Origin of the sequence: Erwinia sp. PsM31 (assembly GCF_030433775.1) — a bacterium.
GTDB lineage: Bacteria > Pseudomonadota > Gammaproteobacteria > Enterobacterales > Enterobacteriaceae > Erwinia > Erwinia aeris.
In genome coordinates, this window is sequence record NZ_JARUWZ010000036.1 from 19,573 (window position 1) to 39,831 (window position 20,259).

General features: G+C 56.3%; 15 protein-coding genes. 6 read left to right on the forward strand and 9 right to left on the reverse strand.

Annotated features, from left to right (window positions below; all coding sequences use genetic code 11):
- Positions 1-658: 658 nt before the first annotated feature.
- Complete coding sequence (locus QCD69_RS20160; protein ID WP_253457354.1) at positions 659-1,840, reverse strand: NAD(P)/FAD-dependent oxidoreductase; 1,182 nt, start codon at positions 1,838-1,840, stop codon at positions 659-661.
- A gap of 243 nt (positions 1,841-2,083) precedes the next feature.
- Here QCD69_RS20160 and pitA point away from each other — a divergent pair, with 243 nt between their 5' ends.
- Positions 2,084-3,586, forward strand: coding sequence for an inorganic phosphate transporter PitA (pitA, locus tag QCD69_RS20165; RefSeq protein WP_253457351.1), 1,503 nt, complete (start codon positions 2,084-2,086; stop codon positions 3,584-3,586).
- A 53-nt stretch (positions 3,587-3,639) separates the two neighbouring features.
- Here the strand turns inward: pitA and uspB are convergent, their stop codons facing one another.
- Entirely contained in the window at positions 3,640-3,975 is a 336-nt protein-coding gene (uspB, locus tag QCD69_RS20170) for a universal stress protein UspB (protein ID WP_125289981.1), read from the reverse strand.
- A gap of 375 nt (positions 3,976-4,350) precedes the next feature.
- Here uspB and uspA point away from each other — a divergent pair, with 375 nt between their 5' ends.
- Entirely contained in the window at positions 4,351-4,788 is a 438-nt protein-coding gene (gene uspA / locus QCD69_RS20175) for a universal stress protein UspA (protein ID WP_125289982.1), read from the forward strand.
- Between the two features lie 63 nt (positions 4,789-4,851).
- Here uspA and rsmJ read toward each other — a convergent pair whose 3' ends face one another.
- Together rsmJ and prlC are read right to left on the reverse strand one after the other, a co-directional pair.
- Complete coding sequence (gene rsmJ, locus QCD69_RS20180; protein ID WP_253457348.1) at positions 4,852-5,610, reverse strand: 16S rRNA (guanine(1516)-N(2))-methyltransferase RsmJ; 759 nt, start codon at positions 5,608-5,610, stop codon at positions 4,852-4,854.
- Positions 5,607-7,655, reverse strand: a complete 2,049-nt coding sequence (gene prlC, locus QCD69_RS20185) for an oligopeptidase A (RefSeq protein WP_301253344.1) — start codon at positions 7,653-7,655, stop codon at positions 5,607-5,609. The genes rsmJ and prlC overlap by 4 nt, the downstream gene beginning before the upstream one ends.
- Before the next feature lie 181 nt (positions 7,656-7,836).
- On the opposite strand from prlC, the gene QCD69_RS20190 reads away from it, so the two are divergent.
- Both QCD69_RS20190 and QCD69_RS20195 read left to right on the forward strand, forming a co-directional pair.
- The gene (locus QCD69_RS20190; RefSeq protein ID WP_301253345.1) at positions 7,837-8,661 is read left to right on the forward strand and encodes a CPBP family intramembrane glutamic endopeptidase; all 825 of its coding nucleotides are present in this window, start codon (positions 7,837-7,839) and stop codon (positions 8,659-8,661) included.
- Between the two features lie 91 nt (positions 8,662-8,752).
- Positions 8,753-9,595 carry a 23S rRNA (adenine(2030)-N(6))-methyltransferase RlmJ gene (locus QCD69_RS20195; RefSeq protein WP_253457340.1) on the forward strand — a complete coding sequence of 281 codons (843 nt, stop codon included), beginning with the start codon at positions 8,753-8,755 and terminating at the stop codon, positions 9,593-9,595.
- Between the two features lie 38 nt (positions 9,596-9,633).
- Here QCD69_RS20195 and rnz read toward each other — a convergent pair whose 3' ends face one another.
- A complete protein-coding gene (rnz, locus tag QCD69_RS20200) occupies positions 9,634-10,548 on the reverse strand; it encodes a ribonuclease Z (RefSeq protein ID WP_301253346.1) in 915 nt (304 codons plus the stop codon).
- A gap of 177 nt (positions 10,549-10,725) precedes the next feature.
- On the opposite strand from rnz, the gene gorA reads away from it, so the two are divergent.
- Positions 10,726-12,078, forward strand: a complete 1,353-nt coding sequence (gene gorA / locus QCD69_RS20205) for a glutathione-disulfide reductase (protein ID WP_301253347.1) — start codon at positions 10,726-10,728, stop codon at positions 12,076-12,078.
- 42 nt (positions 12,079-12,120) lie between these two features.
- On the opposite strand, the gene QCD69_RS20210 is transcribed toward gorA, so the two are convergent.
- Together QCD69_RS20210 and QCD69_RS20215 are read right to left on the reverse strand one after the other, a co-directional pair.
- Positions 12,121-14,211: a hypothetical protein gene (locus QCD69_RS20210; protein WP_301253348.1), complete on the reverse strand. Its 2,091-nt coding sequence runs from the start codon at positions 14,209-14,211 to the stop codon at positions 12,121-12,123.
- 294 nt (positions 14,212-14,505) lie between these two features.
- Positions 14,506-16,680 (reverse strand): TonB-dependent siderophore receptor, encoded by a 2,175-nt coding sequence (locus QCD69_RS20215; protein ID WP_301253349.1) that lies wholly within the window; start codon positions 16,678-16,680, stop codon positions 14,506-14,508.
- Between the two features lie 298 nt (positions 16,681-16,978).
- Between QCD69_RS20215 and QCD69_RS20220 the strand changes: the two genes are divergently transcribed.
- The gene (locus tag QCD69_RS20220) at positions 16,979-17,800 is read left to right on the forward strand and encodes an alpha/beta fold hydrolase (protein WP_301253350.1); all 822 of its coding nucleotides are present in this window, start codon (positions 16,979-16,981) and stop codon (positions 17,798-17,800) included.
- A 39-nt stretch (positions 17,801-17,839) separates the two neighbouring features.
- On the opposite strand, the gene birA is transcribed toward QCD69_RS20220, so the two are convergent.
- Both birA and murB read right to left on the reverse strand, forming a co-directional pair.
- Positions 17,840-18,805 carry a bifunctional biotin--[acetyl-CoA-carboxylase] ligase/biotin operon repressor BirA gene (gene birA, locus QCD69_RS20225; protein ID WP_125289992.1) on the reverse strand — a complete coding sequence of 322 codons (966 nt, stop codon included), beginning with the start codon at positions 18,803-18,805 and terminating at the stop codon, positions 17,840-17,842.
- Entirely contained in the window at positions 18,802-19,839 is a 1,038-nt protein-coding gene (murB, locus tag QCD69_RS20230; protein ID WP_301253351.1) for a UDP-N-acetylmuramate dehydrogenase, read from the reverse strand. The genes birA and murB overlap by 4 nt, the downstream gene beginning before the upstream one ends.
- Between the last annotated feature and the right edge of the window lie 420 nt (positions 19,840-20,259).

Genomic DNA, 20,259 nt, shown 5'->3' on the forward strand with positions numbered 1-20,259 from the left:
TAATATCCATAATAACTATAAATACATCTACCGTATCTGAGGGAGGGCGCTGTCTGCCGGAGAGGGTTTATATAAAAAGGCTGACAGTAAAAATGGAAATATAGCAATGCTTCCTGCGCCATAATGCCAGCAGATCCGGTCATCCATGGGGTTATATTAGTTGATCCTATTAACAGCAAGAAGGCTTTTTTTTAAAAAATATTTTATATAATCAGAAGTGTTACTCAATACTGCAACAGGAAACAATGGAAATTAACCTAAAAAGGCATGCTTGTTATGGAGTGAAAACTCCAGTAAGTATCTTAATGACGGACTTAATATAGCCGCGTGAGCGGCAACGTTATTTTATTTATGGTATCGCAGACCAGGTCTGTTTAAGGCATGCCTTTCCCGAAAAAATTACATTACCTGATAACACAGTGTTGTTATTTAAAAGACGACAGCAGGAAAGTAAAAAGGGAAATAACCAGTCCCGCTGTTTTACATTTTTTAAAATTTATCACCCTTTTTCCAGGCGGTAAGCGTGATATTAAGCCGAATAAAGGGGCTGCCAGCCGCGCGCCGCTATCCCTCTGGCCGACTATGTCCGTTAATCAGGCTGCGCTGCTTGTGGCAACGGCCGCCCGGCCTGAGTAACAGAGACTGGCCGGGAGGTCATTTACAACGCCTGCGCGCATGCCCAGGCGGAACTCCAGGCCCACTGGAAATTGTAGCCGCCAAGCCAGCCGGTAACATCCACCACTTCCCCAATAAAATAGAGGCCCGGCACGTCCCGCGCCTCCATCGTTTTTGACGAGAGCGCGTCGGTATCGACGCCGCCCAGCGTCACTTCGGCAGTGCGGTAACCTTCCGTACCGTTGGGCTGCACGCGCCAGCCGTGCAGCGTTTCTGCCAGCTCTGCCTGCTGTCGGCCGTTCAGCTGTTTCAGGGTACATTCCGGCACCATGCCCAATAGCTGCAGGCATTCCACCAGCCGGCGAGGCAGTACTTTAGCCAATGTATTTTTCAGGCTTTGATTCGGATGGATTTCGCGCTCTTCGCTGAGTAAAGCATTGAGATCGCTTTCCGGCGAGAGGTTGATGGTGACGAATTCGCCAGGCTGCCAGTAGCTGGAAAGCTGTAGCACCGCCGGGCCGGAAAGCCCGCGATGGGTAAACAGCAGCGCCTCTTTGAACACGGTGCCGTCTTCCGCCGTCATTACGGCAGGCACGGCGACGCCGGAAAGCGTTTGCAGCTGCTCAAGCAGCGGTTTGTGTAGCGTAAACGGAACCAGTCCCGCCCGCGTGGGAAATACCTTCAGGCCGAACTGTTCGGCAATTTTATAGCCGAAAGGCGAAGCGCCCAGGCCGGGCATGGAAAGCCCGCCGGAAGCGATAACCAGCCTGTCGGCCTGCACTACGCTGCCGTTCAGCTCCAGCGTATAGCCGTTGTCGCGCGTGACCTTCAGCACTTCGCTGCGCAGCCGCAGCGTCACCTGGCCGGTTTCACACTCTTTCAACAACAGATCCACGATTTGCTGAGCGGAGTCGTCACAAAAGAGCTGGCCCAGCGTTTTTTCATGCCACTGAATGCCGTGCCGATTAACCAGGTCGATAAAATCCCACTGCGTATAACGCGCCAGCGCAGATTTACAAAAATGGGGATTATGCGACAGATAGGCCGCAGGCTCGGTATAAAGGTTGGTGAAATTACAGCGGCCGCCGCCCGACATCAGGATTTTGCGTCCCGCTTTTTTGCCGTTATCCAGCACCAGCACGCGCTTGCCTCGCTGCCCTGCCTGGGCGGCGCAAAACAGGCCGGCCGCACCCGCACCGATAATGATAACGTCAAATTTTTCCACACTGCTCTCCGGCCTGCTGCTTAAAAAACGCTGATTGTAATGACAAGGCGCGCTTCCCGCCAGCGTCACAAAAGCGTCATGCGCGGCCGCGTTTATAACTGAATGATTTTCATACGCTTCAGGGCCGCTATTTACTCCGCCTGACGCATTAATGTCAAAAAAAGTCTATATTTCACTTTCCCCAGGCGCGGTTTCTCGCTGATAATGCGCCGCGTTCATGTCCTCCAAAATGGCGTAACGCTTATGCTACATCTGTTTGCTGGTCTTGATTACCATACCGGCCTGTTACTCGTCCTTGCCCTGCTCTTTGTTTTGTTCTACGAAGCCATTAACGGCTTTCACGACACGGCAAACGCGGTGGCTACCGTTATCTATACCCGAGCAATGCGATCGCAACTGGCGGTGGTCATGGCCGGCGTATTTAACTTCTTTGGCGTACTGCTGGGCGGGCTAAGCGTTGCTTATGCCATCGTTCATCTGCTACCCACCGATCTGCTGCTTAACGTCGGGTCGGCTCACGGTCTGGCCATGGTCTTTTCCATGCTGCTGGCCGCTATCATCTGGAATCTCGGCACCTGGTATTTCGGCCTGCCTGCTTCCAGCTCCCATACCCTCATCGGGGCCATTATCGGCATTGGCCTGACCAACGCACTGCTGACCGGCACGTCGGTCGTTGATGCGCTGAACATCCCAAAAATGATCGGCATTTTCCTGTCGCTGGTTATCTCTCCGATTGTCGGCCTGGTGCTGGCTGGCGGCATGGTGTTTATTCTGCGCCGCTGCTGGAGCGGCAATAAAAAGCGCCGCCGTATTCATATGACGCCTGCGGAACGCGAAAAGATCGACGGCAAGAAAAAGCCGCCGTTCTGGACCCGTATCGCCCTGATCGTCTCGGCTATCGGCGTGAGTTACTCTCACGGCGCTAACGACGGTCAGAAAGGCATTGGCCTGATTATGCTGGTGCTGATTGGCGTGGCGCCTGCGGGCTTTGTCGTCAATATGAACGCCTCCGGCTATGACATCACGCGCACGCGCGATGCGGTCAATCATCTGGAGCAGTATTACCGGCAGCACGGCGATTCGCTGACGCAGATGGTGCAGATGGCGCCGCCTGCGCTGCCGACGCCGGAAGAGAATCCGGGTAGCCCGAAAGAGTTTCACTGCGATGTTTCGCGCGTGATGCCTGCTATCGAGCGCACCCAGAGCCTGCTGAATAACCTGCAAAGCTACGACGCGTTAAACGTCGAGCAGCGTGGCCAGCTGCGTCGCCTGTTGATGTGTATCTCGGATACCGCCGATAAAACGGCCAAGCTGAAAAGCGTTTCTGCTGAAGATCAGCGTTTCCTCGGCAAGCTGAAAGGCGACATGCTGAATACCGTGGAATACGCACCGGTCTGGATCATTATCGCCGTTGCCCTGGCGCTGTCGCTGGGCACCATGGTGGGCTGGCGCCGCGTCGCCACCACTATCGGCGAGAAGATCGGTAAGAAAGGCATGACCTACGCTCAGGGGATGTCCGCACAGATGACTGCGGCGGTTTCTATCGGTGTGGCCAGCTACACCGGGATGCCTGTTTCAACGACCCACGTGCTCTCCTCTTCCGTTGCCGGCACCATGCTGGTAGACGGCGGCGGCGTGCAGGGCCGCACGATTAAAAACATTCTGCTGGCCTGGGTCTTTACCCTGCCGGTATCCATCGTGCTGTCGGGTAGCCTTTACTGGCTGGCGCTGAAGCTGGTGCCGTAATCCAGCATGAAGTAAGCTCAGGGCGGGGAAATTTCCCCGCCTTTTTTTATGCCTCAATGCCAGATAAGCAGGCCGATCAGGCTGATAAAAACCAGTCCGCACAGCGCGCTGGTCAGCAGAAACTGGCCGCGTACCCGTTCACAGCGGCGAATAAATTCTTCGTCGTGATGGTCGCGGTAGCGCTGCATCCAGATATAGCGTACCAGCCGCACCTGTTTGCCGGGCTGGCCGTGAGAGGTAAAAAAGCCCGCGCCGTCAACGTACTGATAAAGCAAAGGATCGCAGCCGCGAAGCACCACCAGCAGCGCGCGCAGGGAAGAAAAGTAACGCGCCATATTTACCAGACAAACCACGCAAAGAGCCCAAAAAAGTGCAATCGTGCTAATCATGCTCCCCTCCACGACGATACTCTGCCAGCCGCCGTCATGATGCTTAAACAGAGTGTAGCCAACCCCAGGACCGGGCTATGGTAACGGCAACGTTGCCGTCCAGCGTTTTTATTCTCTTCTTCAGTTTAGGAGATGGAAGGAAATTTTTTCCAGCATGCGCGAGTCTGGAGATAAAAAGAGGCGCAGATTCATTTTGATCCCGCTCGCAAAGGTGAGGCGCTGACCGGGATTTGTTAACATTTTTCGCTATACTGTAAAGATAAAAAACGCGTCGCGACAGGCGCGGGGAACCCTGCCACATCGCATTAATTCAATGTGTTATGATGCCAGACTGCCTGCATGTATGCAGCCGCACCGAATGGAAGGAGTAGCATTATGTCTTACAAACACATTCTGATTGCCGTGGATCTTTCACCAGAAAGTAAACTGCTGGTGGCAAAAGCGGTATCTATGGCCCGCCCTTACGACGCCAAAGTGTCGCTGATCCACGTTGACGTTAATTACTCCGATCTCTATACCGGCCTGATCGACGTAAACCTGGGCGATATGCAAAAAAGGATTTCCGAAGAAACCCACTCCGCGCTTTCCGATATTTCAAACAGCGCTGGCTACCCGATTTCCGAAACCCTTAGCGGCAGCGGCGATTTGGGTCAGGTACTGGTGGACGCCATCAAGCGTTACGATGTGGATCTGGTGGTTTGCGGCCATCATCAGGATTTCTGGAGCAAGCTGATGTCCTCGGCCCGCCAGCTGATTAATACCGTGCATATCGATATGCTGATTGTGCCGCTGCGCGATGAAGAAGAGGATTAAGGTTTCTTTATCGTGCGATAAGCCGCTTCCGCTGGTTCAGGGGAAGCGGCTTTTTACTGCCTGCTACTGCCCGGTGTTCAGCGGCGGATAGATATCAAAACGGTGGCTTTTGGTGACCACGGCGGACTGCGTGGCGACGCCTGCCAGCGGCGGCGCATAGTCGGGCCGCTTGACCACCACGCGTTTTTTCGCCAGCCGTCGCGCCGGTTCCAGTAGCCCGTCGGCATCGTCATCCGCGCCTACCAGCGTCTGAAACACGCGCATCTCTTTCTTCACCAGCGCGCTTTTTTGCCGGTGCGGATACATGGGATCGAGATAAACCACGTCCGGCTTTTCGCCGATCGCTGCCAGCGCCTCCAGGCTGGAAGCGTGCACCAGCGTCAGGCGCTCCCGTAACCAGCCGCCGATTTCCGCGTTGCGGTAGCCGCGCTGCAGGCCGTCGTCCAGCAGTGCAGCGACCACGGGATGCCTTTCCAGCATCTGCACGCGGCAGCCCAGCGAGGCGAGGACAAAGGCGTCTCGTCCCAGTCCCGCCGTGGCGTCAGTCACCACCGGCAGATAGCTGCCCTTGACGCCGACCGCTTTCGCGACGGCTTCGCCGCGCCCGCCGCCAAAGCGACGCCGATGCGCCATTGCGCCGTCGACAAAGTCCACAAAAATGCCGCCCAGCTTCGGCTCATCGCGTTTGCGCAGCTCCAGACGGGCGTCGGTCATCACCAGCGCCATCGGCGCGTCTTCGTCGTGCTCTAACTGCCAGCGTGCGGCCAAAACAGATAAGGCGCCGTCTCCGGCGCCCGTTTCGTCAATCAGGCAGATCTTCACTCAGCAGGTTCCTGAATGCCGTAGTGCGCCAGCATCGCGTCCAGCTGCGGCTCGCGGCCACGGAAGCGTTTGAACAGCGCCATCGGCTCTTCGGAACCCCCGCGCGTCAGGATATTGTCCAGGAAAGACTGGCCCGTTTCGCGGTTGAAAATGCCCTCTTCTTCAAATCGCGAATAGGCATCCGCCGCCAGCACGTCCGCCCACAGATAGCTGTAGTAGCCCGCCGCGTAGCCGCCAGCGAAAATATGGCTGAAGGCGTGCGGGAAGCGGCCCCATGACGGGGCTGGCACCACGGCCACCAGCTTTTTAATCTCTTTCAGCATCTCCAGGATCTGCGCGCCCTTCGCCGGATCGAACTCGGCGTGCAGGCGGAAGTCGAACAGGCCGAACTCCAGCTGGCGCAGGATAAACAGCGCGGCCTGGTAGTTTTTCGCCGCCAGCATTTTGTCCAGCAGCGCCTGAGGCAACGGCTCGCCGGTTTCATAGTGGCCGGAAATAAAGGCCAGCGCCTCCGGCTCCCAGCACCAGTTTTCCATAAACTGGCTTGGCAGCTCTACCGCATCCCACGGCACGCCGCTGATACCGGAAACCCCCGGGGTGTCGATACGGGTCAGCATGTGGTGCAGGCCGTGACCAAACTCGTGGAACAGCGTGGTGACTTCATCATGGGTAAAGAGCGCCGGCTTGCCGTTCAGCGGGCGGTTGAAGTTACAGGTCAGATAGGCGACCGGTTTTTGCAGGCTGCCGTCGGCACGACGCATCTGGCCGACGCAATCGTCCATCCACGCGCCGCCGCGTTTGTTTTCACGCGCGTAAAGATCCAGATAGAAGCTGCCGCGCAGCTCGCCGCTCTCGTCGAACAAATCGAAGAAGCGCACGTCAGGGTGGTAAACATCCACATCTTTACGCTCTTTAGCGGTAATGCCGTAGATACGCTTAACGACTTCGAACAGGCCGTTGACGGCGCGCTCTTCCGGGAAGTAAGGACGCAGCTGCTCGTCGCTGATGGCGTACAGGTGCTGCTTCTGTTTTTCACCGTAGTAGGTCAGATCCCATGGGTTCAGCTCGTCGATCCCGTGCTCTTTTTTCGCGAAGGCGCGCAGCTGCTCCAGCTCTTTTTCCGCCTGCGGACGGGCGCGCTTCGCCAGATCGGTCAGGAAGTCGGTGACCTGCGCCGGGTTCTCGGCCATTTTGGTCGCAAGGGATTTTTCGGCATAGGAAGAGAAGCCCAGCAGCTGCGCCAGCTCATGACGCAGCGCCAGCGTTTCCGCCATCACTTCGCTGTTATCCCACTTCCCGGCGTTCGGCCCCTGATCGGAGGCGCGGGTGGAGTAGGCGCGATACATCTCTTCGCGCAGCGCCTGGTTGTCGCAGTAGGTCATCACCGGCAGATAGCTTGGAATATCCAGCGTCAGCAACCAGCCTTCCTGCTCTTTGGCTTCCGCCTGCGCTTTGGCCGCGGCCAGCGCGCTTTCCGGCATTCCGGCCAGCTCGCTTTCGTCGGTAATCAGCTTGCTCCAGCCCATTGTGGCGTCGAGCACGTTGTTGCTGTAGGTCGAACCAAGCTCGGACAGGCGAGCGGCGATTTCACCGTAGCGCTTCTGCTTCTCTTTCGACAGGCCGATGCCGGACAGTTCGAAATCGCGCAGCGCGTTATCTACCGCTTTTTTCTGCGGCGCGCTCAGCGCGTCAAAGCTGTTTTCTTTCAGGTTGCGGTAAGCTTGATACAGGCCTTCATGCTGACCCACCCAGGTGCTGTATTCCGACAGCAGCGGCAGCGTTTGCTCATAGGCCTGACGCAGCTCCGGGCTGTTTTTGACCGAGTTCAGATGGCTGACCGGCGAGAACAGGCGGCTCAGGCGATCGTCGGCTTCTGACAGCGGCTGCACCAGGTTATCCCAGGTATAAGGCGCGCCCTGGGCGACAGCCTTTTCCACCGCCGCACGGCACTCTTCCAGCGCGGTCGTTACGGCTGGCACCACGTGTTCTGGCTTAATAGCGGAAAAAGGCGGAAGCGTAAAAGAAGTCAGCAACGGATTGGTCATAGCGCAGTCCTTGTTATCGATGTATGGGGCGCGTTGCCGCGCGCGATTAAGCTAACATGAGGTTAAGTGTAGCGAAAATCAATGGGGCACCGGCGGGCTTAAAAAAGGCAATTGCCTGCAAAGCGCAGCGGGAGCATACTTTTTCCGCAATTTATTCTGTTGACTCACAGGGAGCGTCTTTATGTGGTACTGCCTTGCCGCATCGTTGTTCTTTCTGCCTTTTTACCGCCGCGTTTCGCTGACCCTGCTGGCTGTCTCGCTGATTGTGGGCGTCAGCAATCATACCGTGCAGCTACCGGCGCTCGGCGCGCTGGCGGCAATGGGCGCCGTCGCCTTTTTTTGTTACAGGCAGCAGGCGCGAAACGCTTTGGGCGCGGTCGGAGAAGCCTTGCTGTTGCTGAGTGCGGTTGCGCTGATGCTGCATCTTGTGCCGGGCTTTAATAATTTGCGCATCGTTTCCGGCGTGCAGGTTGGGCCAGAGAGCGCGCCTTTTACCTTCTATTACAACTTTGACAAGGCGCTGATCCCCTTTGTGCTGCTGGGCTGCCTGCCAACGCTGCTGAAACGTCCGGCCGCGCCGCCCGCTAACCGGCTGTGGTGGCTGGTTTTGCTGCTCTCTATGCCCACGCTGCTGCTGATCGCCACGCTGGCTGGCGGCCTGCGAGTGGAGCTGCATCAGCCGGCCTGGCTCGGCGCTTTTATGCTGGCTAACCTGTTTTTTGTTTCGCTGGCCGAAGAAGCGCTGTTTCGCGGCTACGTGCAGCAGCGCCTGAGCCAGCGGCTCGGCAACGTGTGGGCGCTGCTGATTACGGCCGTGCTGTTCGGCCTGGTACATTACCCAGGCGGGCCGATGCTGGTCTTTTTTGCCGCGCTGACCGGCGTGATTTACGGCCTGGCCTGGCTGTGGAGCGGACGCGTCTGGGTTTCCACGCTGGTGCATTTTGCTTTTAATCTGTTGCAGCTGCTGTTTTTTACCTATCCCTTCTGGCTGCATCAGCCCGGATAGCGCATTTTTTCCGCCAGACGGTTATACTGGGCAGGAATCGTGCCGCTCGTGCGGCACACTTGCTTTTTTCCCACCGGACAAATCCCACGACATGCTGAGTTATCGCCACAGTTTTCACGCCGGCAACCACGCCGACGTTCTCAAACATACCGTTCAGAGCCTGATCATTAACGCGCTTAACGAGAAGGATAAACCCTACCTCTATCTCGATACTCACGCGGGCGCCGGACGCTATCAGCTGGGCAGCGAACATGCCGAACGGACCGGAGAGTATCTGGAAGGGATTGCCCGTATCTGGCAGCAGGACGACGTGCCGGAAGAGCTGGAAAGCTACCTTTCCTGTGTGAAAGCGCTTAATCCTAACGGCAGGCTGCGTTTTTATCCCGGCTCGCCATTGATTGCGCGCCATCTGCTGCGCCCTTACGACAAGCTGAACCTGACCGAGCTGCATCCCAGCGACTATCCGCTGCTGCGCAATGAGTTTCAGAAAGACGAGCGCGCGCGGACGGAAAAAGCGGACGGCTACCAGCAGCTGAAATCCAAACTGCCGCCGCCGTCGCGTCGCGGTCTGGTGCTGATCGATCCGCCTTACGAAATCAAAACGGATTACCAGGCGGTAGTGAAAAGCATTCAGGAAGGCCACAAGCGCTTCGGCACCGGCGTGTTCGCCCTGTGGTATCCGGTGGTACTGCGCCAGCAGATCAAACGTATGTTTGCCGAGCTGGAAGCGACGGGCATTCGCCGCATTCTGCAAATCGAACTGGCGGTACTGCCGGACAGCGATCGCCGTGGCATGACCGCATCGGGCATGATCGTGATTAACCCGCCGTGGAAGCTGGAGCAGCAGATGAAAAACGTGCTGCCGTGGCTGCATAAGCAGCTGGTGCCAACGGGCACCGGCCATACCAAAGTCAGCTGGATCGTGCCGGAATAAGCCCGGCCTGCCGGTCGGGCGCTGCCCGACCGCGTTAGCTATAGCGGAAACAGCGCAAAATCGTGCGCCATTTCGGTAGCCGGAAAAATCGCCCGACACTCCGCCAGCAGTCGTTCCGCATCCTCACGCAGATAGCGCGAGCTGAGATGGGTAATAATCAGCTTTTTCGCCCGCGCGTCCTTTGCCATGGTGGCCGCCTGCACCGTTGACGAATGGCCGCGACCGTTGGCTTTCTCCTCCATGGCGGCTTCCAGCGTCGCTTCATGCACCACGACGTCAGCCTCAGCCGCCAGCGCGCTTGCCGCCGCCGTGGGCGCCGTGTCGCCGAAAATCGCCAGCGTCCGCCCTTTGATCGCCGGGCCAAGATAGCGGCTGCCGTCCACTACGCGCCCATCCTCCATCGTGACCGTTTTGCCCAGCTTGAGCTGTTGGAACAGCCGTCCGGGCTTGATGCCGTCCGCCAGCAGCCGTTCCGCGTCCAGCGTGCCGGGCCTGTCATGTTCTTCGATGCGAAAGCCGTAGCACTCCACCGGATGCGTCAGCGGAAAGGCCGTGACGCGGAAATGCTCGTCGCTGAAAAGCTCTCCGGCGCCGATTTCCACAATCTCCAGCGGAAAAGTCAGCCACGAGCCGCTCAGGCTGAGGGACATCTCCACAAAGGTTTTGATGCCTGGCGGCCCGTAGAGCGTGATCCCCTCGCTGATGCCGTTCATCGAGCGGCTGGTCAGCAGACCAGGCAGGCCGAAAATATGATCGCCGTGCAGGTGAGTGATAAAAATCTTTTCCAGTTTGCCGGGCTTGACCGCGCTGCGCAGGATCTGATGCTGCGTTCCTTCGCCGCAGTCAAACAGCCAGCTGCCGCTGCGTACGCCCTGTAAATTTAAAGCGATGCTGGTAACGTTGCGCTGGCGGCTTGGCGTCCCCGCGCCGGTACCTAAAAAAAGCAGTTCCATTCCGTCTCTCTTTGCCGGTTTTTAAATCAAAAATAGCGATTTACGTCACGCTTTATGCCGTTTATCCGCGCTTCTGACGCGCCCGCCCTATCACAATCATAGACGCAAACTTTGCGGCATTTGGCCGTCAGGCGTTACACTAGTGCCAATTAATTCGACCCTTATGGAACTCTTTCGATGACCAGACATTATGACTACCTTGCTATCGGCGGCGGCAGCGGCGGCATCGCTTCCATTAATCGTGCGGCCATGTATGGACAAAAATGCGCGCTGATCGAGGCGAAAGACCTTGGCGGCACCTGCGTGAACGTCGGCTGCGTGCCGAAAAAAGTGATGTGGCACGCCGCGCAGATCGCCGAAGCGATTCATCAGTATGGCCCTGACTACGGCTTTAATACCACCGTCAACAGCTTTGACTGGGCGACGCTGGTTAAGAACCGTAGCGCCTATATCGACCGTATTCATACCTCGTACGATAACGTGCTGGGCAAAAATAACGTAGACGTCATCAAAGGGTTCGCTCGTTTTGTCGACGCCCATACGGTGGAAGTGAACGGTGAGAAGATCACGGCGGATCATATTCTGATCGCGACCGGCGGCCGTCCAGTCCATCCGTCTATTCCGGGTGCGGAATACGGTATCGATTCTGACGGTTTCTTTGACCTGGACGCGCTGCCAAAACGCACTGCCGTGGTCGGCGCTGGCTATATCGCCGTTGAGATCGCAGGCGTGGTTAACGCGTTAGGCTCTGAAACTCACCTGTTCGTGCGTAAACACGCGCCGCTGCGTACCTTCGATCCGCTGATTGTGGATACGCTGGTGGAAGTGATGAACGCGGAAGGCCCGACGCTGCATACCGAATCGATTCCGAAAGCGGTGATTAAAAACGCCGACGGCAGCCTGACGCTGCAGCTGGAAAACGGCAAAGAGCAGACCGTAGACTGTCTGGTCTGGGCCATCGGTCGTGAACCCGCTACCGACAACCTGAATCTGAGCGTGACCGGCGTTGAGCTGAACGAGAAAGGCTATATCAACGTTGATAAGTATCAGAACACCAACGTGAAAGGCATCTACGCCGTGGGCGACAACACCGGTGCCGTCGAGCTGACGCCGGTAGCCGTAGCCGCCGGTCGTCGTCTTTCCGAACGCCTGTTTAACAACAAGCCGGACGAGCATCTGGATTACAGCAACGTGCCAACCGTGGTCTTCAGCCATCCGCCTATCGGCACCGTGGGCCTGAGCGAGCCGCAGGCGCGCGAGCAGTATGGCGATGACGAAGTGAAGGTCTATAAATCCGCCTTTACCGCTATGTATACCGCCGTAACGCAGCACCGCCAGCCGTGCCGCATGAAGCTGGTTTGCGTGGGCAAAGATGAGAAGATCGTCGGCATCCACGGCATTGGCTACGGCATGGATGAAATGCTGCAGGGCTTCGCGGTGGCGCTGAAAATGGGCGCGACCAAGAAAGACTTCGACAATACCGTGGCTATCCACCCAACCGGCTCGGAAGAGTTTGTCACCATGCGCTAACGGCGCATCCCATAAAAAAAGGCCGGCCTTCGCTGGCCTTTTTTATTGCCCGTTTGCCAGCGCCTTTAACGAGCAGCTGTTGATAAAACGCGGCAGGGTGTCCGCAGGCAAATAGCGCAGCTGCCCGTTTTCCGCCTTTAACAACGCCTGAAAAGACATGGCCGGAAACCCGTTAAAAACCATTGTCAGCGCCATCACCGGGCCGTCAGCAAGCTGCCGTTCCGAAACAATCGGCTGGCTCATCCGCCAGCGACGGGCCAGATCGGATTTAACGACGTTAAGCTGCCAGGCAGGGTTTTGCGCCTCCAGCGTCGGGTTATAGCGCCCATAGCGGATGCGATAAGCACGCTGCCTTAGCGAGCTGGCCTCCGGGGACTGAAGCTGCTTATCCAGGCTAATTTCGCAGCGCAGCTGGTAGCTGTTGGCAAAACGGTTTTTTCCGTCGGCTTCGGTAAGCAGCGATGTCATCACGAAATCGATCGCCAGCGTATCGGTTATAACCGCTGTCGGACGGGTATTCTCATTCTGCCAGCGATCCGGCGCGACGCGGGTCAGGATCATCAGCGGCGCCTCCTGCGTGCTCAGGCGGGCCATAATCGGCGGCAGGCTGATGTAGCCGTTAGGCACGGGTACGGGCACGCTGAGCGCCTGCGGTACCGGATCCGGCCTGGAGCCGTTTAGCGGCAGCCGCCAGATTTTGACCAGCGGCGGATGGTTTGCCGGTTTTCCGCTCTCTACCCGCCGCAGATCGGCTGCCGACCACGCCAGCGCCAGCAGCGCCGTGCCCTGCGCTTTACCCAACCGAACCGACGATAGCGGCTCATCCGTCTCTGCGGCATTTAAAAAGAAGCGCTGGATCTCTCCCGTGTGGCCGTTGCCCAGCCTCTGCCGCGCTACCGCCACGCGCGTGGCGTAATCTTCCCCGCTGTCATCGCGAATAAACTGCCTGCCGTCTGCCGAAACCCCTACGCCGCGAGCAAAAACCAGCGCATGAGTGATATGGCCGACGTCGTCCCGTTCAAACAGCATATCGTGTGACAGGAAGCGATACTGATTGTGGACGGAGGTTGACGGGCCGTTCAGCGCGTAATCGGTCATGGGCTTTCTGACATCGCCCGGCATAAACGCGTTCTGCTCGATTTTTACCGTGGTTTTGTTGCTGCTCAGTACGCCGCGATGGGTCAACGAAACCAGCACCGGCTGGTTATCAATAACGGCCAGCTTATTGATTGAGGCGTCGGCATCCTGCGAACAGGCATCCTGAGCACAGCCGGGAAAGCTCAGCGCATGGCTCGACTTCTGCGGCGTTTCCTGCCGGGCGATGGCAAACGGGATCAGGTGAACGCTGGTATCGCTATAGGAGTTACGAGCCAGGGAAACCAGCGGCGGCAGCGCGGCATCTTCACCTGAGGGCCTGTCCGTTACTATCGGCGGCGTGACCACCAGCACGCCGGGAAAAGGCAGCGCGCTGACGCGGCTGCTTTCCGGCGGCGTCGCCAGCACGCGCATTTTTACGGTGTTGCGGCGAAAGTAGAAGGTGCGAACGCCAAAATCCCGGCCCGGATCGCTGACGGTTTCCTGGGGTACGGCGCGTCCTACAATGTAATCGTCAGCCCTGGCCGGCTGCGGATCGTACTCAAACCAGGTCGAGCTTCTTCTGCTGTGAAAAGAGCCTGCTCCGCCCAGCGTTACGCCCAGCAGCACTTCTTTCGCCTCGTGTTCGCAAGCCGCGTACGCCGACAGCGGATCCTGAGAGTTTCCCTGCCGGTTGATCTGTCGGCATAAACGATAGGCGGACTGCTGGAGCTGGCTGTCGCAGTCCGCCTGGGTATAACCGTAGGTCGCATAGCCATGGCGGTAACAGAGGTCGTGCATCACGCAGGCCTGACGAAAGCGCAGAGAAATAGCCGACCCGTCTTCCGCAGGACTGAAAGCAATTTTTTCCATCAGTTTCGGGATGGAGCAGTTCAGCCCCGTGCCCTGGCCGCCCAGAATCGCTTCCGTAGCCAGCGAAGCGCGGTAGGTGGTAAAGGTGGAAGGCGCTTCCGTCTCTTCCGGCTGCGCCAGATCCGGAAAAACTTTTTCAGCGGCCATGCCGCTAAATAAACGGCAGACGATAAGCGTCAGGGCCAATAATATGAAGCATCCTGCCAGTAAAGTTAGCCAGCGATGGGAACGAATAAATGCTTTTAGCCTGGCCATAGTGGACGCTCCTTGTTAAGTCTGCCGCTGCGTTGGTAGTAAGGCGATTAGGGCCTTTTTCTGAGGATATTGAAGGGAGTATAGGCACGCTTATATTTACGCAGGGAACGACCTGCAGGGGAAAAGGTAATTTCAAAATAAAAAACGAATGTGGCGGCCGCGTACGCGATCAATCACCAGCGGCGAAGGGAAATAAAAGCCAGCCGGGGCTGGCTTTATCCGTGCTTAAAACGAAAGCGTAACGCCCGCGTACCAGGCGCGGCCAGGCTCGTTATAGGTCGAAGCCCCTTCGTTTTCACGATAAATACGCTTGTCGAACAGGTTGTTGATGCCCGCTTTCAGCTGTACATCCTTTATTACGGCATAGTTCACGCCAACGCCCACGATAGAGTAAGGCGCAACTTCTTTATCGGAAAGTGAACCATTTTCGGTATTACTTTCAGCGTATTGACGAGGTTTTTGCTTGCCGTAGAACGTCCAGTTCAGGTTGGTAGAAAGCTTGCTGGTCACCTTATAATCCAGCATTGTATTAATGGTGTATTCAGGAATAATCGACAGCGGATTGCCGGTGTCTTTATTTTCCGAAGTGATCATATAGGTCGCATTGGTACGCCATTCCAGCATTTCTTCGATCAAAGGAATAGTCAGGTTACCTTCCAGTCCTTCCACCAGCGCCTTGCCGCCGTTTTCCCAGCGCAGAACATGATAACCATCCGAAGCTATGCCAATAAAATCCGTGCCGGAGACGATTTTATTTTTGTAGTCATTACGGAAATAGGTAATCCCTGCCGCATAGCCCGCGTTAGCAAACTCCAGACCAACCTCTTTATTGATGCTGATTTCCGGATCCAGATCGTCGTTGCCCATCAAATAACATTTGCTGTCGATCCCGATCGGGCAGCCGTTGCCCCGCGTTTTTAGCAAATAGCCTTCGCTGGACTGATAGAGGTTAGGCGCTTTAAATACGCGCGCGATACCGGCTTTCAGCTTGAAGTGTTCACCTAATGCCTGAGAAGCATTGAGGCTGGGGCTGTAGTTAGCGCCAAACTTGCTGTGATAGTCAACGCGTAAACCGGGGATCAGGTTGGTGCCGACGACCGGCTCAATGTTATCTTCCAGATAAAACGCGCTCATCTCCGCGCTGTTTTTAGCGCTGCGGTTGTCCGTGATGCCACTGCCCGATACGCCGCTGGCATTGGTAGCGCGCATCGAAGCGGGGTCGTTCAGCACTTCGCGGTTCCACTCTGCTCCCAGCGTCAGCGTTTGCTCCAGCCATTTTTCCAGCGGGATAGTTGCTTCGCCGCTGGTGCGGTAATTTTGCAGACGGCTAGTGTCATAAGTCTCGCTGTCGATCATTCCCTCTACGCGACCTGTCGTGCCTTCATGCAGACGGGTATTGTTGGTTTTCTCGTAGTAGAAACCGACTTTTGACTGCCCCCAGTCCCAGACGCCATTGTGCGTAACGCCATAGGTCTGACGATACATGCGGTTGGTTTCCTGGCCGTACAGCGTCGGCACCAGATCGCTGATATTGCCGTTGCTGTGCTGCGTATCGCCCGCATAGATATTGCCCTGGCGGCTGTAGCCCACATCGAAATCGACAATTTGCGTCGGCGTCATTTTCCAGGAGAGCTGCGCGTTAATATCTTTGTTGCGTACCCCTTCCCGACCCGCCGCGTGGCTACCGTTTTCTGCGGTATTGATATCGTAAGCATCGGCGTCGGTTTTATTGATATTGCCATACAGCCGCGCGGTCAGCGCTTCGCCCGCCAGCGGGCCGCTAAGGCTGAAGTTGGCGCGTCTGGTGGCGCCTTCCTTGTCGTTTTCCGGCTGGCTGGTAAACAGCGACAGTGAACCGTGCCAGTCGTTGGTGGGGCGTTTGGTGATGATATTGATCACGCCGCCCGCCGCGCCGGAGCCGTAGCGCGCCGCCGCTGGCCCGCGCAGTACTTCTATACGCTCGACCATCTCTGCCGGCACCCAGTTGCTGTCGCCGCGCGTATCGCGTTCCCCACGCCAGCTGTAGCGCACAGAATTGCGCGACCTCGTCGGTATGCCGTCAATCAGGATCAGCGTGTTTTCCGGCCCCATGCCGCGAATATCGATTTGTCGATTGTTACCGCGGCTGCCTGTGGCGCTGTTGCCGGTCAGGTTTACGCCGGGCATCTTGCGGATAATGTCGGAAAGATCGTTAACGGGCGGCTCTTTGGCAATATCTTCCGCAGTAATGACAGAAACGCCCGGCTGCTGTTTTAGCTGCTCTTCAGCAGAGCGGGTCACCACCATTTCCGCCTCGTCATCTTTGACTGCTTCTGTTTCAGCCGTCCAGGCCGGGCCGCTTGCAAAGCAGGCGATAACCATCGCCAACGGCTTGATTTTAAAACTCTTTATATCAACCATTAATCATATCCCTGATTATTCATCATGATTTAGTAAATGCGCATGATAACGATAACTATTCTCTTTTGAATAATAAAGGATGAACTTCACAATTTACTTTTCCTTGCAAAGCAGCGGGTAAAACAGGTTTTGATGGCAGGGGCGTCACTGCCAGCAGCAGTAGTCAGACTACGCGTTATCTAAGCCAGGCGGATCTCCATCATTATTTCACCTCTTGTTAAATATTTTGCTTTCTCTTTCTGGCGTAATTGAGGCTAAGGTTAACGAGTCAACCCAACCATAAGCTGAGGAAACACGCATGAGCACGTTCAGGACGCAGGATGGTACGCAGATTTATTACAAAGACTGGGGCAAGGGTAAGCCGGTTCTGTTCAGTCACGGCTGGCCGCTGGATGCCGATATGTGGGACAGCCAGATGAATTTTCTGGCCGAACGCGGCTACCGCGTTATTGCCTTCGACCGTCGTGGTTTTGGCCGTTCCGATCAGCCATGGGAAGGGTATAACTATGACACTTTCGCATCCGATATTAATGACCTAATCGAACATCTCGATCTGCACGATATTACGCTGGTCGGCTTCTCGATGGGTGGCGGCGACGTGACCCGCTATATTGGCCGCTATGGCACCGAACGTGTTAGCGCCCTGGCGCTGCTGGGTGCGGTTACGCCGATTTTTATCAAAACCGATGACCATCCGGAAGGCGTGGACAAATCTGTTTTTGACGATATCAAGGCAGGATTACGTAAGGATCGCGCGCAGTTTATCAGCGATTTCGCCACGCCCTTTTACGGCCTCAACAAGGGAATGACGGTATCGGAAGGCGTAAAAACGCAGACGCTGAATATCGCGCTGCTGGCTTCGCTGAAAGGCACTATCGACTGCGTGACCGCTTTCTCAGAAACCGATTTCCGCCCGGACGTGAAGAAGATCGACGTGCCGACGCTGGTTATTCACGGCAGCAGCGACCAGGTCGTGCCTTTTGAGGCTACCGGCAAGCTGGCCGCCGAAACCATCACGGGCGCGCAGCTAAAAATTTACGACGGCGCACCGCATGGCTTCGCCGTTACGCATCAGCAGCAGCTTAACGAGGATCTGCTGGCTTTCCTGCAAGCCCGTTAACGCTTTCACGAGAGGACGATAAGGGGCTACGGCCCCTTTTTATTTATCCTGTGGACGCAAAGAGATTTCGCCGCCAACCCAGGATTTGCGCACGCCATCCTGCTCCAGGATCAAGCCGCCCTGCTGATCGATGCCTCTGGCGATGCCCGGTATCTCGCGGTCGCCTATCAGCAGCTTCACCGGCCGGTTCAGGAAATTATCCAGCTTACTCCAGCGCTCAATAAAAGGTGCCAGGCCTTCACGCTCAAAAAGCTGAAGGGATCCGCGCATATTATTGACCAGGCTGGCAGCCAGCTTGTTTCTGTCTATGGTGACACCCGCTTCCTCCAGGTTAATCCACGCCTGATTAACTACGCTGGCGTCCGGCGAGCGCATCGCCAGGTTTATGCCTGTGCCGATCACGATATTCGCCGCATCGCCCGCTTTTCCCGTTAATTCCACAAGAATGCCGGCGAGTTTACGATCGTTCAGGTAAAGATCGTTTGGCCACTTTACCCTGACATCGCTTGCGCCCAGCGCCTGTAAGACTTCCGCCGTCACAATGCCGATAACCAGACTTAACCCCATCGCAGCCAGCGGGCCTTGCTCCAGCCGCCAGTACATAGAGAGATAAAGGTTGGAGCCGAAGGGAGAAAACCACTGACGCCCACGACGACCGCGACCCGCCTGCTGATATTCCGCCACGCAGGCATCGCCGGATTGCAGCGTAGCCATTCTGTCCAGCAAATACTGATTGGTGGAATCGATCACCGGGATCACCGCCAGGCCGCCCTGATCCAGCTGTGAGAGGATTGTTTCTTCATTCAGCAGCTGGATTGGGCCTGACAGGCTATAGCCCTTACCGGTTACGGTAAAAACATCAATGCCCCACTCTTTGAGCGTCTGAATATGTTTGTTAATGGCGGCACGGCTCATGCCCAGCCGCTCGCCCAGCTGTTCGCCGGAATGAAATTCGCCGTCGGCCAGAATGGCGACAAGTTTTAACGGAACGGTTTGATCTTTCATGCAATGACTCCGACGGCATCCTGCTCGCCTTCTGCGCCGATAAAGCGCACTTCGGGTTCGAGCCATACGTTGAATTTCTGTCCGACACGCTGACGAACTTCATGCGCCAGCGCCACAATATCGTCACTGGTTGCCCGATCCTTATTGATCAAGACCAGCGCCTGATGCTGATGAACCGCCGCGCCACCTACCGTATAGCCTTTAAGATCGCAGCGATCGATCAGCCAGCCCGCAGCCAGCTTTACGCTGCCGTCAGCCTGCGGATAGCGCGGCATATCCGGCCAGTCTGCCGCAATAGCGGCCGCCTGTTCCGCAGCGATCACCGGATTTTTAAAAAAACTGCCGGCATTGCCCGTTTCGGCAGGATTGGGCAGCTTGCTGCTGCGCATCGCACATACCGAGTCGAAAATCTGCTGTGGCGTGACCGTAGCTGAAGAAAGCCTGCTTAAATCGCCGTAGGTGATGACAGGTGACCACTGCTTTTGCAGGATCAGACCAACGGCGATAATGGCGTAGCCGCATTGATATTGGTGTTTGAAGATACTGTCACGGTAGCCGAACTGGCAGTCCTGCGCAGAAAGGCGGCTGACCTGACCATCAGACAGATGCAGAATATCGACATACTCGCAGACGTTTTTTAACTCGACGCCATAGGCGCCGATATTCTGAATAGGTGCCGATCCCGTACAGCCGGGGATCATCGCCATGTTTTCCAGCCCTGGCAGCCCGTTTTCCAGCGTGTACTGAACCAGCTGATGCCAGTTTTCTCCGGCGCCTACATGCAGATGCCAGGCTTCCGCGCTCTCTTTTACCGTTATGCCTTTGATACGATTGACGATGGCGGTACCGTTAAAGTCCTTTAAAAACAGGATATTGCTGCCTTCGCCTATTAACAGTGCCGGTCGCTGCTGGCGCTGGCTTTCCTGCCAGGCGGCGCTTAACGCTTCTGCCGTGGTAGCAATAACGATATTTTGTGCAGAGACATCAAGATTAAATGTATTGAAAGGTTGTAAAGAGTGCTGCTGGCTGGACATGAGACGGCCTTAACAAATTTATCTGCCCGTAGTTTACCCGATTTCAGAGTGGAAGCGTGGAAGGATTTACTGCGAAATGGCGCTTACGCCAGTCTGGGCAGGCTCAAAAAACTGCTGCGCACGCAGAAAAAATAATGACGGAAAAAAGCTTTTTTGGCTCTACTTTCGCATATTTTTGCAGCAAAAAAAAGCGTTGAGCGGCGTTTAAGACAGTCAAAAGCTGAATAGCAAGCCTGGTGGCGGGCTGAAATCTGATGGCAGTGGGACGAGGCGGGCTTTTATGCATCTTTTATACGCGTTTGGCTCGGGTGATTACGTCTGTCCTTCTGTTAGCCTGAGTATTTACGATCGATATCCAGGTTTTCCCGGCCCACAAACGCAAAAAACCCCGACCGTGAGGTCGGGGTTATCGCAATTTGA

Coding starts and splice junctions, on each gene's coding strand:
- rnz (WP_301253346.1), bottom strand. CDS start 10,548: ATGGAACTGCTTTTTTTAGGTACCGGCGCGGGGACGCCAAGCCGCCAG.
- murB (WP_301253351.1), bottom strand. CDS start 19,839: ATGTCCAGCCAGCAGCACTCTTTACAACCTTTCAATACATTTAATCTT.
- QCD69_RS20195 (WP_253457340.1), top strand. CDS start 8,753: ATGCTGAGTTATCGCCACAGTTTTCACGCCGGCAACCACGCCGACGTT.
- QCD69_RS20190 (WP_301253345.1), top strand. CDS start 7,837: ATGTGGTACTGCCTTGCCGCATCGTTGTTCTTTCTGCCTTTTTACCGC.
- gorA (WP_301253347.1), top strand. CDS start 10,726: ATGACCAGACATTATGACTACCTTGCTATCGGCGGCGGCAGCGGCGGC.
- QCD69_RS20220 (WP_301253350.1), top strand. CDS start 16,979: ATGAGCACGTTCAGGACGCAGGATGGTACGCAGATTTATTACAAAGAC.
- QCD69_RS20215 (WP_301253349.1), bottom strand. CDS start 16,680: ATGGTTGATATAAAGAGTTTTAAAATCAAGCCGTTGGCGATGGTTATC.
- prlC (WP_301253344.1), bottom strand. CDS start 7,655: ATGACCAATCCGTTGCTGACTTCTTTTACGCTTCCGCCTTTTTCCGCT.
- birA (WP_125289992.1), bottom strand. CDS start 18,805: ATGAAAGATCAAACCGTTCCGTTAAAACTTGTCGCCATTCTGGCCGAC.
- pitA (WP_253457351.1), top strand. CDS start 2,084: ATGCTACATCTGTTTGCTGGTCTTGATTACCATACCGGCCTGTTACTC.
- uspB (WP_125289981.1), bottom strand. CDS start 3,975: ATGATTAGCACGATTGCACTTTTTTGGGCTCTTTGCGTGGTTTGTCTG.
- uspA (WP_125289982.1), top strand. CDS start 4,351: ATGTCTTACAAACACATTCTGATTGCCGTGGATCTTTCACCAGAAAGT.